The organism is Streptomyces sp. NPDC104309 (assembly GCF_055584025.1).
In genome coordinates this window covers 1-12,759 of record NZ_JBVJMV010000090.1, presented here as the reverse complement: position 1 = coordinate 12,759, position 12,759 = coordinate 1, and the positions used below count along the sequence as shown (strand labels likewise).

Genomic DNA, 12,759 nt, shown 5'->3' with positions numbered 1-12,759 from the left:
AGCGAATATTTCCTGGGGGCAGCCATGGTCGATGTTCCTTTCATGAAAACCATCTGACCCTCTGTCACCACACTCCGCATCTCGGGGGAACCTCACCCCTGATCACCTGTCCCGCGCTGACTTGGTGCTGACTACGCAGCGATGAACTTCGGCATTCGGGGCGGATCGGGCGGGTAGTGTTCTCCCCTTCCGCGCGACTGCGGTCAGGCCTGGCGGGTTTCTGCGGAGCCGGCCATGGTTGGTGGCACGTTGTCTCGCACCGGCAGGCCCCCGCACCGTGAAACCCATACATAGGCGGCCGGATGAACCCACGCGACCACACCCAGGCCCCGGCAACCGCCGCTTCAATACCATCGACCCGGAACCCTCCACGGCCGGAACGCCCAACTCCTCGCCGTACGCCTACGCCAACAACGACCCTGCCATCCAGTCCGATCCCTCCGGCCACTGCCTCCCATACGTCTCCGCAGGAATCGGCGAACCGTCGCCACGCGGTGTGAGACCACCGCGGCTGGTTACCGGAGCCGCCAAGCAGCCCGGCAGCGGCACAGCGCGCATCGGACATGCCATCGACTACGAGCCCCGCGGCTCCTCCGGGTCCGTACGGTAGCCGGTGTAACTCCCGAGCTGGAAGCGACAGTTGATGACTGACGTGATGAGTGACATCAAGGCCGGGGAGGCCGCCGTGGGTACGCTGGATGCTGTGGATGACAGTCTGGTTGCCGAACTGGTGGCCCGGGCCCGGGCCGGCGGAGTGAAGCTGACCGGCGAGGGCGGCCTTCTGGCGGAGCTGACGCGCAAGGTGCTGGAGTCCGTGCTGGAGGGTGAGCTGACCGACCACCTCGGACACGAGCCCGGTGAACGGGTCGAGGGCGGCAGGGAGAATCACCAGCTACGACCTCGACGGCAAATCGCCTTTGCCCTGGCACGGGATCCGCCGTGGCACCGCGACCACTTTTCGCCCTTCGGCTACCGGTGGCACGTGCCCGGCTATGATCGCGCCAGGGGCTACTACCGTCGCATCCGACACCGCATAGGTAGGAACCGCTACGTGGGGCCGGCGTATCGCAACCCCTATGTCCAAGCCTGCTTTTTCGGTGGAGGCTCGGGTGGGTTGATCTCATCGGCGACCAAGGCCGCCCGCCGATCGTGGTGGGGGGGGTGGGCATAGGTTGCGCCTTCGGCATGGCACAGCGCCGCTGGCAACGGTAACCCACGCCGCCCGTCGGTGGTGGCCGCGTGACTCGTAGTTGCGGCTCCGGCGTGGCAGCCCGCCGCTGGAGCTGGAGAGGGCTGGCCGGATGAATTCGAGGAAAAGTAAACTCGAACCCTATATCGGAATGGTTTGCTGCATTGCATCCATGACGATTATCGGGATCTTATTTGGGCGTGGACTCCCGATGTGGGCGCCTGTGGTCCTTGGGGGGGTGTCCGGCTATACATGCTGGCTGGCGTACCGGGCGTACCGTTCGTTGAGAAGAAGCAAGGGCAAGCCTTCGAAGTGACGAATCCGGAACGAATGTGTGACGCCGTACCCTCACCGGCGACACCGGCGCTGTGGCGATGATGATGCCGATCAAAGCCTGCGCAACGCAGTGACGGAGAGGCTGCCAGACGTGGTGGAGGACCACGTCTGGCAGCCTCTCCGTCTATACCTGCTTCGCCTTCGATCAGCTGGAAGATGCGGTCGTAGACCGGCAGATCCGGCTGTGCGACCTCCACCGCAGCACCGGCCCTGGTCTGCCGGTAACGGCGCGGCGATGCGGCGTCGGTGGCGGCGACCTCGGCGCGCCTGGCGTTTCTTGCCGTCGGCAGCCGCCTCCGCGTAGCGCCGGGCGCCCCGGCGCATCGAGAGCGAACAACTGCGCACCCGTGCACTCGGCGCGAGTGCCGCCTCGGCCGCTTCCGAATACCGCGCGTACCGTCAACTGCTCGCTGTCTCGGCCTCGTCGGGCGCGGCGCTTCGTCGTGCACGGCGCGAGTCCGACGGCGTGGCGGCGAACACAAGCAGCCCGCTGCATGCGGTGGCCGTTCTGGTGCCGGGGCTGTCCGCCACGGCTGCCGCGGTCTTCGGCTTGATCGGCGTCGCCCTCTGGGGTGTTGTCACGCACTCACATCACGGCGGCGTCATGCTCCTCGCCGGTCTGGCTGCGGCAGGGGTCGCGGTAGTGACAGTGCTGGCCGGTCTCGTCTGGATGCTGGTGGCAGCGGCGCGTAATCGTTCGACGGTCGGTGGTACGGAACCCGAGGTGGCCCACGCGCGAGACGCGTGGCAGGAGGCACTGCTCGAACGCGAGATCCTGCCCTTCCTGTCCAACTCGCTCCAGGCTGTAAGTCCTGAGAACGCCGGCTGTCCGGATGCGACGGCCACGTCACGTGCGGCAGGCGGCTCGAAGGGGGTTCCGGAGCCGCGAAGGGGGCCGGGTTTCAACGCTCCCGAATTTTCGAGCTCCGACTTCTCGGGTCCCGACTTCGCTGGCCCTGAGCTGCCCGGAGCGGACTGATCGCACCGGGACGAAGCCGGGCCCGCTGCTCATCGTGCCGCGCTCCTCCTGGCGAAATGTGCCGCCTTCACTGGCTGCCCGGGAACATCCGGGTCGCCCCGCGCTTTCGTCGTCGTAGGCGCTGCCCCACTTCCCGGACACCGCCCGGCACTCGTCGTCCCGCTTTACATCCGAACCGTCGCGTTCCAGTACAGCCTCCCGGGCGTCACACGACTCGCCCTGCGAGGCCCAGTGGAGGAACTTGGAGCGGCTGTAGCCGGACATCGACCCGTGCGCAGCCACCTCCAGCCCGGCCAGCTCGGTATGCGCCTGCTCGACGGTCGGCACGCCCGGCAGCGTGGTGGTGTCAGGCGCCTGGCCGCCGCCGGCCCCCGGCGGCTACGGACGGCTTCGCATCCGTCGCCGCAGGTGACGTTCCTTCGTCGACGGCCGAGCACCCGGCCACCGCGAGCATGGCCACGGCCGTCAACTTGCGTCAACACCATCCTTGCTGACGTATCATGACCTGCGAATTCCCCTCACCTTGCGTACCCGACGCTCGTGCGCGCGCAGCCTATGCGCTGCAGCATGTCGACCTGTACACGCCAACTCCCAGGTCCCCCTGACGCATTGCGCCCGGACCCAGCTCACCTGTTACGCAGCCACCGTCAGGGAGACCGGCGCGCGCCGTGCCCCCTACTTCGCCCCGGGAATGCCCCAACAGCCGTCTTGTCTGCAGCAAAGTACGGATCTACTCCGACAGTGTCTCCGACCCCAAGGATCGCGCCCCCGGGATGGTCTCGCATGTTCGATTGGGCGTGATCCCCGGTGCCGGGGCGGGGTGTACGCATTCCCGCGACAGAGCCGGAGGGGTGAACAAAGGCATCGATCGAACAGACAGTCGGGCCGGAGAGCGGGGGACATGCTTCGGCGCCCACGTGCCCGGGTGGTAACCCTCGTCCGCCGGCGGCAGGCGGGCGGTGGAGGCATCACACCCGCTGCCGGTGTGACCGACAGATCAACAGCAAGGACACCCGAGGGGTCAGTGCGGTCGCCACGACCAGGCGGATGTTTCCGTCGGGGCCCCACCAGCTGGGATGGGCGTCGGCGACTCACCAGGTCTCGGTGTGCCCGTTGCGGAAGGTTCGCTCGATGGCAGTCCAGTCGCCGGAATGCTCGGGGTTCGTCCAGGTCAGGGCGCGGGCGGCGTCGGCGGGGGTGTAGGCGTCCTTGCCGTAGGCCCAGGTGCCGTGGCTCGGTTTGAGGGCCATGACGAACGGCAGTCCCGCCTCGCTGAGTTGTCTGCGGAAGCTGTCCTGGTCGCCAAAGGCGCAGTCGGCGGCCACGGCCCGGAAGGCCACCCCGGTGGCCTTGGTGGTACGGGCGAGATCTGCGGCGATCTGCAGTTTCGTGCGGAAGCCAGGATCGCTCCTGCCCTTGGGGAAGTGATTGGCCGGGGCTGTAGGGCACCGCGTGCAGCGGGTAGTAGAGGTTCTCATCAGCCGGCAGGTGGTCACCGTCACGATGCCGTTGTCTGTCTTGCCCAGCCGGCCCAGCCACTGCCGCCCGATGTGCGCGGTCGCCTTCCCGTCCTTTCGGTCCCCGGAGTCGTCGATCACCAGCACCCCGCCCGCGTGCGGCGCGGTCGCGGGATCCGCCAGCTGCAGTTCCACCCTGCGGACGCTGGCCCGCTCGTGATCCCACGTCGACTCTGACAGGAAGAACTGCAGTCGCTGCACCGAGGGGTTCTGGGCCCCGACCACCGGCTCCGTGCCAGCCAGGCAGGTCAGGGTCTTGTTCCGGCCTCGCGGTGGCAGCAGCCCCGCGAGGTACTCACGGAACCCGAGGCGCTGTGCCAGTGTGGAAAGCAGGTCGTCGAAGCGTGCCGCATAGGCTTCCAGCGGCCCCGGAGCGGGCGGACACGGCAGACGACGGGGCATCACAACCCGTCGGCGACGAGGCGACGTTCCTCTGCTACCGGCCAACTACGACCCTGCCCCCCCGTCAACAAACCACCGCTAGACCTCGTCCAACCACACCACGATCCCGGTGTGTCCCGTCAGTACCGCCGCCGTGCCCGCTCGGATGGCGGCCGCACAGCGGGCGTCGGTGAAGGAGGCGGGGTCGTACGTCGAGGACATGCCGAGCCCTTCCCCGCGGAACGAGGCCCCAGACCAGTCGACCGCCGTCACGTTCTCGGTGGGTTCGGCGAGTTCCGCTCCCACGACCAGGAACTCCTGGGCGAGATGGCTCGGGCTGACCGCCGCCAGCGGGTCGATGAGGTCGTTGCCCGCGCTGACGACGAGGTCCGGGTGCATGTCCAGCGCTCGGGTGATGGCGGGCACGGGGTCGGCGGCATCGGACGCGGTCACGGTCCGTAGGTCGACGTCCTCGTCCTTCGCCCACGCCTTCACCGCCTTCACCAGGGCCTTCGTCGGCAGGTCGTGGCCCGCGGTGAGCAGGACGACGCGGGTGCCGGCTGGCGGCCGGACTCCGGACCATGAACCCGGGCTCGGCGTGACGGTCGACTCCGGTGCGGGTGGCTCGCCCGGATCGACGAATCCCGCGCCCAGTTCGCCGACGGCAGAGGGGCTGAGGCGCGGCTTTGACCAGTCGTCACCCGAAGCGCATCCGGTGAGCAGGGCGGCGGCGACGACCAGTACGGCGGCCAGGAGCGGGCGGTGCAAGACGATCGTCCTCCGGGAAGGGGGCCGTGGCGGCGGCCCGGCGTAACGGCGGCCGGCGGCCCGGCGGGGTGCGGGGCGGAGCCGATACGGAACGGCTTTTCCCACATCCTGCTCTTCCGTTCCACACGATCTCCATCGACCCGAGCTTCATCGAACATTTGTTTTCCCATGATTCGCTGATCAGTCGTCATCGGTTCATCCTCGACCAGCACGGTGCACGGGCAACCTCAAGGAGCCCCATGTCACACCGTGTCCGCCGCCTTCTGCTCGCTCTCGGCGCGGCGGTTTTCCTCTTCCTCGGCCTCGTCCGGCCCGCTGCCGCCCATGGCTTCACCTCCACCGTGTACGCGCACGTCACCGGCGACGGCCCGCTCCGGACCGAACTGAAACTGGAGTACGACCTCCTCGTCGTCTCGGCCGCCGACGCCGGCTCCGACGATGCCCTCTTCCGTGCCGGAACCGACGCGTTCGAAGCCGGTGACACCCGAGCCCAGGCCGCGGCCCTCGACGCCCACCGGGCGGCCGCCGTCGGCTACGTCACCCAGCGCTTCTCGGTCACCGCGGGCGGCAGCGCCTGCGGGCTCGCTTCCGTCGGCGCATTCCGGATGAGCCGTGAGGAGGGCGTGCCCTACGCGCTGCTGACGCTCGACTGGACCTGCGCCGAACACGGCGGCGACGACCATGAGATCCGCAGCGCCCTCTTCCCCGACGCGGAGGGCTATGTCACGGGAACCAAGACGATCGTCACCTACGCCGTCGACGGCCGCACCGGCAGCGCCGCCCTCGACGCCGGGCATCCGTCCTTCTCGATCAGCCAATCCTGGACGGAGCGCTTCTGGGAGTTCTTCCGTCTCGGCGCCGAGCACCTGCTGACCGGTACCGACCACATCCTGTTCCTGCTCGCCCTCATCGCCGGTTCCCGGCGGCCCCGCGAAGTCGTCCTCGCCGCCACCAGTTTCACCCTGGCCCATTCGGTGACGTTCCTGCTGGCCGCCCTTGGGCTGGTCGACGTCCCCGCGGGCCTGGTGGAGCCCGTCATCGCGCTGTCCATCGCCGTGGTCGCCGGCTGGCACCTGTGGCGCATCCGCAAGCGGGGCACCCACACCCCGTACCTCCAGGCGCCGGCCGGGAACCGGTTCGCCCTGGACCGCGCCGGGTGGACCCGTCTCTGCGTCGTGTTCTGCTTCGGGCTCGTGCACGGTCTCGGCTTCGCGGGCGCGCTCGGCATCGAGGCCGCGTGGTCATGGACTCTGCTGTGGTCTCTGCTGGTGTTCAACATCGGCATCGAAGCCGTCCAACTCGCGGTCATCGCCATGCTGTTTCCGCTCCTGCTGCTGCTCGGGCGCCGCTCACCGCGGGCCGCCCTGTGGGCCACAGGGGCCCTGTCGGCGGGAGTGGCCGCCATGGGGCTTGTCTGGTTCGTGCAGCGCGTGACCGGATCGTAGGAACCGTAGGTCAGCAGTTGATGTTCAGCCTCCGCCAAGATCACATTCGAACGGCGTTCATCTGGTGCCGAGAGCTTGGCGTCCTCCTTCGCATGCGCACTGCATGCGCACCATCTGTACATAGAAGAAACGACACTTCATGAGATCGAACTCTTCTCAGCAGGCCCGAGGACCTATGCGGCACCGTGTGGCCACCGGCGCCACCGCCGCCTTCCTCGGTCTGACCGTGGCCTTCGCGGGCGGGCAGGCCACGCCCGCCGCCGCGGCCGAATCCTCCACCCTCTCCGGCGTCGTCCTGGGCGTCGGCGCCAACGAGACCCAGCGCACCGTCAGCTGGTACTCCTCCGCCGACACCGCCCAGAAGGTCCAGCTCGCCCCCACCGCACGGCTCGCAGCAGGCGAGTTCCTCGCCGACTCCGCCACCTTCGACGCGCTGGGCGCTGCGAACATCGCCAGCAGCGGGGGATACAACCGTCACGCCACCATCACCGGCCTCAAGGAGAACACCGCTTACTCCTACCGCGTCGGCACCGAGGGCAACTGGTCCAAGGCGTACTCCTTCACCACGCAGGACTTCGAGGGCGCGTACGACTTCCTGTTCCTCGGCGACCCGCAGATCGGCTCCTCCGGGGACCTGGCACAGGACCAGGCCGGCTGGCAGGACACCCTGGACGTGGCCACCAAGGCCAACCCGAAGACCGAACTCCTGGTCTCCGGTGGCGACCAGGTCGAGAGCGCCAACAACGAGCCCCAGTGGAACGCCTTCCTGGCGCCCGACCAGCTCCGCCAGTACCCGTGGGCGGCCACCATCGGCAACCACGACGTCGGCGGCAAGGCGTACGAGCAGCACTTCTCGACGCCGAACACGGACCGCTCGGGCGCGCTGTACTCCAACGGCAACCCGGAGTCCAACACCTCCGGCGGCAACTACTGGTACATCTACAAGGATGTGCTGTTCATCGACCTCAACAGCAACAGCTACGCCACCTCTCAGGGCGGCGGGGGCGACGAGGCGCACACCAAGTACGTCACGGACGTCATCAACCAGCACGGCTCCGAAGCCAAGTGGAAGGTGCTCGTCTACCACCACTCGATCTACTCGCCGGCCTCGCACGCCAAGGACAAGGACAACAAGGCCCGCCGGGTCGACTTCCCCACGACCTTCTCCAAGCTGGGCGTCGACCTGGTCCTGCAGGGCCACGACCACAGCTACTCCCGCAGCTACCTCATCAAGAACGGTGAGAAGGCCGACCCGAAGGAGCAGCCCGGCGCGGCCGATGTCTACCCCGGCCCCGGCGGTGTCCTCTACGTCACGGCCAACTCCGCCTCGGGTTCGAAGTACTACGACATCACCGCGCCCGACTCCAGCGGCACCAGCGGCGCGGGCAACGGCGCCGACCCGCTGAATCCGGATAGCTACTGGTACAACTCGGTCCAGAACCAGGAGCACGTCCGCAGCTACGTCAAAGTCCAGGTGCGGGACGAGAAGCTCGTCGTGGAGAACATCCGCAGTGGCACCTGCGATGCTCCCAACTCTCAGGTCTCGCAAGGCGACTGGTGCAAGAACACCACTGCCGCGCAGCCCGTCGGCTCGATCGTCGACAAGGTGAGCGTCCACCCGTACAACGGTGACGGCCAGTCCCTCCAGGTCGACGTGCCCAACCCGGCTCCGGGCGAGTTCGGCTGGACCATCGACGGCTACAACGGCCTGGTGGATCTCGGTACCGCCAAGGAGAAGGACGGCGACCACTTCACCGCCTCCGGCAAGATCAACCCCATCCTCGTGTCGGACACCCGCCGCTCGCTCTCCCCGTGGTCGGTCTCGGCCGACGTGAGCGAGTTCAAGGACGCCGAAAAGACGTTCGCGGGCTCCTACCTCGGCTGGACGCCGTACGTCCTCGACCACGGGGCCGGTGCCGAGGCTGGTTCGCCGGTCACCTCCGGCTACGACGACAAGGGCAAGGGCCTGTCGGTCTCCCGGGCCCTCGGCTCCGCGCCCCAGGGCCATGCCCGTGGCACGGCCAAGCTGGGTGCCGACCTGGACCTCAAGATCCCGGACACCGTTCAGAAGGGTGGCTACCGCGCGACCCTCACGATCACTGCGCTGAGCAGCTGACCGTTCCCGCTGCTCCGGCGTGGCAGGCTCCGGTCCGCCGGAGCCTGCCACACGCCCGTTCCGAGAGAGACCCCATGCACGCAGTGGCACCACCTCGCCGCACCACCGCCGTCCTCGTCCGCACCGCCGTCCTCGTCCTGTTCGCAGCCCTGACGGTCGCCGGCGCGTTCACCGTCCCGGCCCAGGCGGCCGAAGGCGACGTCACCTGGACGGTCCGCACGGCCGCGAACGAATACGGGGACGACCGGTCGAGCTTCAGCTACGACGTCAACCCCGGCGGTGAGGCCGAGGACGCGATGATCGTCGCCAACCACGGCACCACCCCGCTGCGCCTCGCGGTCTACGCCGCCGACGGCTACACGACCGAGAAGGGCCAACTCGACCTTCTCACCAAGGAAAAGAAGTCCCGCTCCATCGGCTCCTGGGTCCACGCCCCCCAGGAGAGCGTCCGGATCGCCCCGGGCAAGAGCGCCGAGATCCCCTTCACCGTCAAGGTCCCGCGCGACGCGCCCCCCGGCGACTACGTGGGCGGCATCCTGACGTCGCTCAAGCAGTCCGACGGCGCTGAGGGCATCGCTGTCGACAGGCGCCTGGGCATCCGGATCAAGCTGCGCGTCAGCGGAGCCCTGCGGCCCGCACTCGCAGTCGAGGACGTGCACGTCGGCTACGACGGCTCCGCCAACCCGTTCGCCCAGGGCGACGCCACGGTGACCTACAGCCTCCACAACACCGGCAACGCGCTGCTCTCCGGCACCCAGAAGGTCACCCTCACCAGCCCCTTCGGGACGCTCAGCACCGACGCCGACAGCATCCCCGCGCCGCCGGAACTGCTGCCCGGCGAGCGTTGGAAGGTCACGGTCCCCATCCACGACGTCACCCCGGCCTTCCAGCTCACCGCCGCGGTCACCGTCACCCCGGTCATCACCGACGCGGCCGGCTCCACCACCGCCCTAGCACCCGTCCGGGCCACGGCCCACGGCTGGGCCGTTCCCTGGACCCTCCTCCTGCTCCTGATCCTCGTCCTGGCCGCGGCCGTGGCGGCGTTCGTGCTCGTCCGCCGCGCTCGCGTCCGGCGCGCACGGCGCGAGGAGGAGCGGGTCCGTGAGGCAGTGGAGCAGGCCCTGCGGGACAAGGCCGGCCGGCAGGCCTGACGACCGCAGGCGCCGAACCCTGCTCCCGCCGGCGGACTCACGTGAATACCCGGAGACGCCCCGGCCACTCCCGCCTCACGCGCAATGCGCCGATGGAGCCCGTCTGGCCAGCTACTTTGCCCGCCGCCGAAAGAGCCGACGTGATTTCGATGACGCATCATGTGGAGTATTCGGTCTCCGCCTGCTGCGTCGCGGTTTCCCATGGCAGGCGTGTCTGCCGCGCTACTCCCAGTGTGAGTCGCTTACTTTCGGCGGCTTCCCCGCGGAGATCCGCCTCAAGGCGCACAGCCCTCCAGTGGGGGCCGGGAACGAGCTCGTGCACGGTCGGAAGTCAGGCGTGGAGCTCTTGATCGTCGAACACGTTATGCGGCGGGGTGGTTCGTGCCCTCTGTATTCAGCGTGTGCCTCTCCGGTAGCAGGAGCAATGCTCAATACCTGTGGATCGGCCTGACGGAAGGAGGCGTACCTTCCCGATGGATCGATCGATAGGTCATCGAGTAGGCCCGCGTTGCAGCGCGGGTTGGGAAGGCACGCCCGGTGCGACGTGAAGTCACATCGCACGCAGAGTCCGCAGGAGAGGAGACGTGTCATGCGGACCTGACCAGTGACCCACGGTCAGTCCCCAGCCTCCGGTGCGCCGGGAGTAATTCCGGGGTGCTGAGCGGAGGTGGTCAAGCCCAAGGGCTCGCGGGCCATTCGCAGGCTACAGGTGAAGGGGAAGCCCGGAAGGGTGAGTGAGAACGAACTCTCGTCGACTCGTCGTCAGACTTACACCGCGCAATGGCCAGTACTCGGCGGTGGAATCCTCTAGGGCTGGGAAGCCCGGCGCGGCAGGTCCCCATCGGGGAGGGGCCTGTAGGTCACCGCGGAGGACGGCGGAAAGAGAGCACCCCACCCGGACGCAACTGCACGATGTGGAACACGGAAACCCCGTACAGGTCCGGCCTCGTCAGCCGGTAAGCCGAAGGTAACGGAGGCCGAACCCCCGTGCGGGAACAGGATGGTCCAAGAAGCGAACGCCACCAGGGCGAAAGCCCAGGCGAAGCGGCCGCCGACCATGAGTCTCCACCTGGCGGCCTATAACCCGGTGGACACCAGCCTGTGGCTGGAGCCGAAAGGCGGCTGACGTGGACCAGGTAGGCCATGAAGAGACGATGGGCAAGCACTTGCACCGAGGCGCAAGTTGGACTGAAGGGGGGCCGCGTTGACCGAACTGGCCATCGCCGAATCCCGGATGAACGGACCCGAGGGCAACGCCGAGTTCTGGCACAGCATCGACTGGAGCCAGGAAGAGGCGTCTGTAAAGCGGCTGCGTCAGAGGATTTTCAGGGCTGCCCGCGAGGGTGACATGAAGCAGGTGCGTAACCTGCAAAAGCTGATGCTGCGGTCCAAGGCCAACACGTTGACGAGTGTCAGGCGGGTCTGCCAGGTCAGCACCGGCAAGAAGACGGCGGGAATCGATGGGCAGAAGGCTCTGACTCCGGAGAAACGGGGGAAGATGGTGCGGCAGGTACTTGCCGACCCCATGTCCAACCCCAAGCCCGTACGTCGTGTGTACATCCCGAAGGCGAACGGCAAGAGGAGCCCTCTGGGCATCCCGGTGATCCGGGACCGGGTCGACCAGGCCAGGTTCAAGAACGCTCTGGAACCGGAATGGGAAGCCAGGTTCGAGGCCAGGAGCTACGGCTTCAGGCCAGGACGGGGAGCTTGGGACGCCATAGAGATGATCTTCAATGTCGCTGGGCGAAAGACCGCCAAGCGACTATGGGTCCTCGACGCTGACCTGTCGGCCGCCTTCGACCACATCAGCCATCAGCACCTCATGGACTCCGTCGGCCTGTTCCCAGGACGACGGCAAGTCCGGGGATGGCTGAGAGCTGGGGTCATGGAGGACGGGCGGTTCGCCACGACGCCTGAAGGCACCCCACAAGGTGGCGTCATCAGCCCGTTGCTGATGAACATCGCCCTCCATGGGATGGGAGAGGTTATCGGAGCGAACCGTCCGTGGAACGCCAAGACAACCTCGCCGGCTCTGGTTCGGTACGCCGATGACTTCGTGGTGTTCTGCACCTCGGAGAAAGAGGCGATCAAGGCCAAGCATGACCTTGCCGAATGGCTCGAACCCCGGGGCCTCTCCTTCAACGAGGAGAAGACCAGGGTGGTACACCTCTCCAACGGGGTGGACTTCCTGGGGTTCAACATCGGCAGGTTCCGCGAGAAGCTGATCATCAAGCCGAGCCGGGACGCCCTGCAGAGAGCCCGGAAGAGGATCAGTGTCACGGCCAGGGAGAACAGCGGATCGCCCACTGAAAGCCTGGTCAGGACACTTTCGCCATTCGTACGTGGCTGGTCCACGTACTACCGGACTGTCTGCTCGAAGGAGACCTTCAACCTACTGGACGCCCACACCTTCGAGGTCCTGAAACGCTGGGCCATGCGACGGCATCGCCGCAAACCCTGGGGATGGATCAAACGGAGGTACTGGGGCACGTTCCAGCCTGGCAGGTCCAGCAAGTGGGTCTTCGGTACTCCCGAGCACTACTTGCAGCAAGCCTCCTGGATGCCGATCCAGCGACACACCCTGGTCAAGGACGATGCGTCGCCCGATGATCCGGAGCTGGAAGAGTACTGGAGGAACCGTCGACGCAAGCGGGTGCAGGCGGTGGGAGAGCCCAGGAACATCCTCTCCCTCGCCTACCGTCAGCGGGGGCTGTGTCCCAGATGCGGACTGGATCTGATCGACGGAGCCGGGTTCGACCCGGACGACGTTCAGGACTGGGTCTGAGGTTCCCCCGAGATGCGGAGTGTGGTGACAGAGGGTCAGATGGTTTTCATGAAAGGAACATCGACCATGGCTGCCCCCAGGAAATATTCGCT

Annotated in this window: 7 protein-coding genes and 1 pseudogene; 6 read left to right on the top strand and 2 right to left on the bottom strand. The window is 67.4% G+C overall.

What is annotated here, in order from left to right; translation table 11 throughout:
- Positions 1-643 precede the first annotated feature (643 nt).
- A pseudogene (locus tag ACZ68L_RS45350) lies at positions 644-892 on the top strand (IS256 family transposase); the annotation flags it as partial.
- Between the two features lie 1,099 nt (positions 893-1,991).
- Positions 1,992-2,504 (top strand): hypothetical protein, encoded by a 513-nt coding sequence (locus tag ACZ68L_RS45345; RefSeq protein WP_469590517.1) that lies wholly within the window; start codon positions 1,992-1,994, stop codon positions 2,502-2,504.
- Positions 2,505-3,595: 1,091 nt separating this feature from the next.
- Here ACZ68L_RS45345 and ACZ68L_RS45340 read toward each other — a convergent pair.
- Both ACZ68L_RS45340 and ACZ68L_RS45335 read right to left on the bottom strand, forming a co-directional pair.
- Positions 3,596-4,423 (bottom strand): IS701 family transposase, encoded by an 828-nt coding sequence (locus ACZ68L_RS45340; RefSeq protein ID WP_469590514.1) that lies wholly within the window; start codon positions 4,421-4,423, stop codon positions 3,596-3,598.
- Positions 4,424-4,501: 78 nt separating this feature from the next.
- The gene (locus tag ACZ68L_RS45335) at positions 4,502-5,170 is read right to left on the bottom strand and encodes a type 1 periplasmic-binding domain-containing protein (protein ID WP_469590511.1); all 669 of its coding nucleotides are present in this window, start codon (positions 5,168-5,170) and stop codon (positions 4,502-4,504) included.
- Between the two features lie 239 nt (positions 5,171-5,409).
- Between ACZ68L_RS45335 and ACZ68L_RS45330 the strand changes: the two genes are divergently transcribed.
- The 4 genes from ACZ68L_RS45330 to ltrA all read left to right on the top strand — a co-directional run bounded on the left by ACZ68L_RS45330 (position 5,410) and on the right by ltrA (position 12,667).
- Positions 5,410-6,615: a HupE/UreJ family protein gene (locus ACZ68L_RS45330; protein ID WP_469590507.1), complete on the top strand. Its 1,206-nt coding sequence runs from the start codon at positions 5,410-5,412 to the stop codon at positions 6,613-6,615.
- Positions 6,616-6,754: 139 nt separating this feature from the next.
- Complete coding sequence (locus tag ACZ68L_RS45325) at positions 6,755-8,731, top strand: purple acid phosphatase family protein (RefSeq protein ID WP_469590502.1); 1,977 nt, start codon at positions 6,755-6,757, stop codon at positions 8,729-8,731.
- A gap of 74 nt (positions 8,732-8,805) precedes the next feature.
- The gene (locus ACZ68L_RS45320; protein ID WP_469590498.1) at positions 8,806-9,882 is read left to right on the top strand and encodes a WxL protein peptidoglycan domain-containing protein; all 1,077 of its coding nucleotides are present in this window, start codon (positions 8,806-8,808) and stop codon (positions 9,880-9,882) included.
- A gap of 1,204 nt (positions 9,883-11,086) precedes the next feature.
- Positions 11,087-12,667, top strand: a complete 1,581-nt coding sequence (gene ltrA / locus ACZ68L_RS45315) for a group II intron reverse transcriptase/maturase (RefSeq protein WP_469590495.1) — start codon at positions 11,087-11,089, stop codon at positions 12,665-12,667.
- The last annotated feature ends 92 nt before the right edge of the window (positions 12,668-12,759 follow it).

Excerpts from the sequence above, each read along its gene's own strand:
- ACZ68L_RS45340 (WP_469590514.1), bottom strand. The coding sequence starts at position 4,423 with ATGCCCCGTCGTCTGCCGTGTCCGCCCGCTCCGGGGCCGCTGGAAGCC.
- ACZ68L_RS45330 (WP_469590507.1), top strand. The coding sequence starts at position 5,410 with ATGTCACACCGTGTCCGCCGCCTTCTGCTCGCTCTCGGCGCGGCGGTT.
- ACZ68L_RS45325 (WP_469590502.1), top strand. The coding sequence starts at position 6,755 with ATGAGATCGAACTCTTCTCAGCAGGCCCGAGGACCTATGCGGCACCGT.
- ACZ68L_RS45320 (WP_469590498.1), top strand. The coding sequence starts at position 8,806 with ATGCACGCAGTGGCACCACCTCGCCGCACCACCGCCGTCCTCGTCCGC.